Raw genomic sequence first — 2,012 nt, forward strand, 5'->3', positions numbered from 1 at the left:
GTGGCGTAGTCGGCCTGCGTCGTCGGCGCACTGCAAACTGCCACGAGCTCTGCGGTAGTGTGGGCCTTGTAATAGTCCGGCGGGACCGCGTAAACCGGCGCGGCGAACACCGCTGTTGCTGCCAGAACTGCGATTCGCATAGAAACTCCATGAGACAGATTGAAAATTGTGACCGGTGACCGGTAGGCGAGCAGCGCGCTCGCGCAAGCTCCGTATGGCGCTGTTGGCAGGTTAGCGCATTGCTACGGAAGTTGCACACGGGCGAGGGCGTCGCGTGTGAGGAAATCCCCCATCCATTGCCTGGGTGCCGCGTGCCAGCGTCTTTGCCCCGCGGAGGGAATTGCCATGCGCAGTGCAGTTCTTGCGCTTTGTCTTGCAGTCGCAGCTTTACCTGCGCGTGCGCTCGAGTGTTCTGTGAAGAGCGGTCCGCGGACGGTGGCTCTCGTCGAGCTGTACACCTCCGAGGGCTGCAGCAGCTGCCCGCCCGCCGATCGCTGGTTGAGCCGTCTGCGCAGCGCAGGCATCGGTGCCGATGCGCTCGTGCCGCTGTCGCTGCATGTCGACTACTGGGACCATATTGGCTGGAAGGATCCATTCGCGAAACCGGCTTTTACGGCGCGTCAGCGCGAGGTGGCCGCAACCGCCGGAGCAGGGTTCGTCTACACGCCACAGGTTGTGCTTGCCGGCCGAGACTATCGCGAGTGGCCGTCCTTCGACCGTTTCACGAAAGACGTGCGTACGGTCAACGAGCGCACCGCTCGAGCCGACATCATGCTTGCAGCGCACGCCGGCACCGTTACGGCGCAAGCAGCGGTGGTCGATGCGCGGTGGGCGACGACCGACGTCGTCCTGTTTCTCGCCGTCTACGAAGACGGGCTCACCAATCGCGTGACGGCGGGCGAGAACCGCGGTACGACGCTTGCGCACGACGCCGTCGTGCGCGAGTGGTTCGGCCCGTTCGCGATCGACGGCACCGAGCCCATCACCGTCTCGCGAGTGATTTCCGTGCCGAAACCGAGCGGTGTCGCGGCGTTCGTTCAGAACCGGCGCACCGGGGATGTCCTGCAGGCAGCGATGTGCGCGGGATAGACCTGCACGTGCGCGCTTACGGCGAGCGGTGCTGCTGGCGCGCTTCGAATGCCTTGCGGCAGGCGGGAATATCGAGCGCCGCCCGCTGGCGTTGCATGACCCCGTAATCGCTCCAGTAGCGCTCGCAGTCCTCGCGTGACGCAGGCCGCGCCCGCGCGGAAGGCGCCTGACCGACGCAGGCGTCGATCTTCTGCTGGCGGATGGCGGGCAGGGCAGCGTCCCGTGCCGCCTCGCACTGCCGGTCGAGTTCGTCGAGTTGGCGCCGCACGTCGGTGCTCTGGGAGTAGGCGGCGGGCGGCCACGTCGCGAAGACGAGGGCAGCAACGGGGGCCAGGAGTTTACGGTTCATCGAGCGGCTCCGATCTCAATCGACACGCGGCGCATCTGCATTCATCACGTTCAGTGCGACCCCGGTGGTATCTTCCTCGAGCACCGGTGCGTCGGTGACGAGCAGCGTCGAGCCGGGCGCGAGGGCCTTGTAGAGCGCGGCGGTAAACGCCGGCGGCATTTGCACGCGATTGACCTGCGCCGGATCGAGAGGCGCCTTGTCCTCGCCGGCGTGCCCCGGCAGTCCGACTGCGATCCAGCGGTGCTCGGGCATGCTCGGCGCGATCGGGCTCGACCCGCCGGTCATCCCCTCCTGCATGATGAAGGCGTGGGTGCCGAGCGGCAGGTCGGGCCGCTGCAGCGCCACCTTCGCGCGCCCGATCTCGACGCCGTTGCGGTAGACGAGCACGCGCTGATCCGCGCCGCTGACGACGATCGAGAGCGGGCCCGATGGCGATTTCTCCGGTTCCCAGCGGAATGCTTCTGTCGCGCTGAGCGGCGGCACCTCGACCGCGCGCCCGGTCTTCGCATCCACCGGCGAGAGCGCAGCCGGATGTGTCACGTCCACCGGCGCGCTCTGCGCGTTGGCGATCACG

General features: G+C 67.2%; 3 protein-coding genes. 1 reads left to right on the top strand and 2 read right to left on the bottom strand.

Annotation, left to right across the window (positions count from 1 at the left end; all coding sequences use genetic code 11):
* Positions 1 to 435 precede the first annotated feature (435 nt).
* The gene (locus tag JNK68_13360) at positions 436 to 1,089 is read left to right on the top strand and encodes a DUF1223 domain-containing protein (GenBank protein MBL8541344.1); all 654 of its coding nucleotides are present in this window, start codon (positions 436 to 438) and stop codon (positions 1,087 to 1,089) included.
* Positions 1,090 to 1,105: 16 nt separating this feature from the next.
* On the opposite strand, the gene JNK68_13365 is transcribed toward JNK68_13360, so the two are convergent.
* Positions 1,106 to 1,438 (bottom strand): hypothetical protein, encoded by a 333-nt coding sequence (locus tag JNK68_13365; protein ID MBL8541345.1) that lies wholly within the window; start codon positions 1,436 to 1,438, stop codon positions 1,106 to 1,108.
* A gap of 15 nt (positions 1,439 to 1,453) precedes the next feature.
* A partial coding sequence (locus JNK68_13370; GenBank protein MBL8541346.1) for a L,D-transpeptidase occupies positions 1,454 to 2,012 on the bottom strand: 559 nt, incomplete at its 5' end.

This window comes from Betaproteobacteria bacterium (assembly GCA_016791345.1).
Classification (GTDB): Bacteria; Pseudomonadota; Gammaproteobacteria; order Burkholderiales; family JAEUMW01; genus JAEUMW01.

Coding starts and splice junctions, on each gene's coding strand:
- JNK68_13365 (MBL8541345.1), bottom strand. CDS start 1,438: ATGAACCGTAAACTCCTGGCCCCCGTTGCTGCCCTCGTCTTCGCGACG.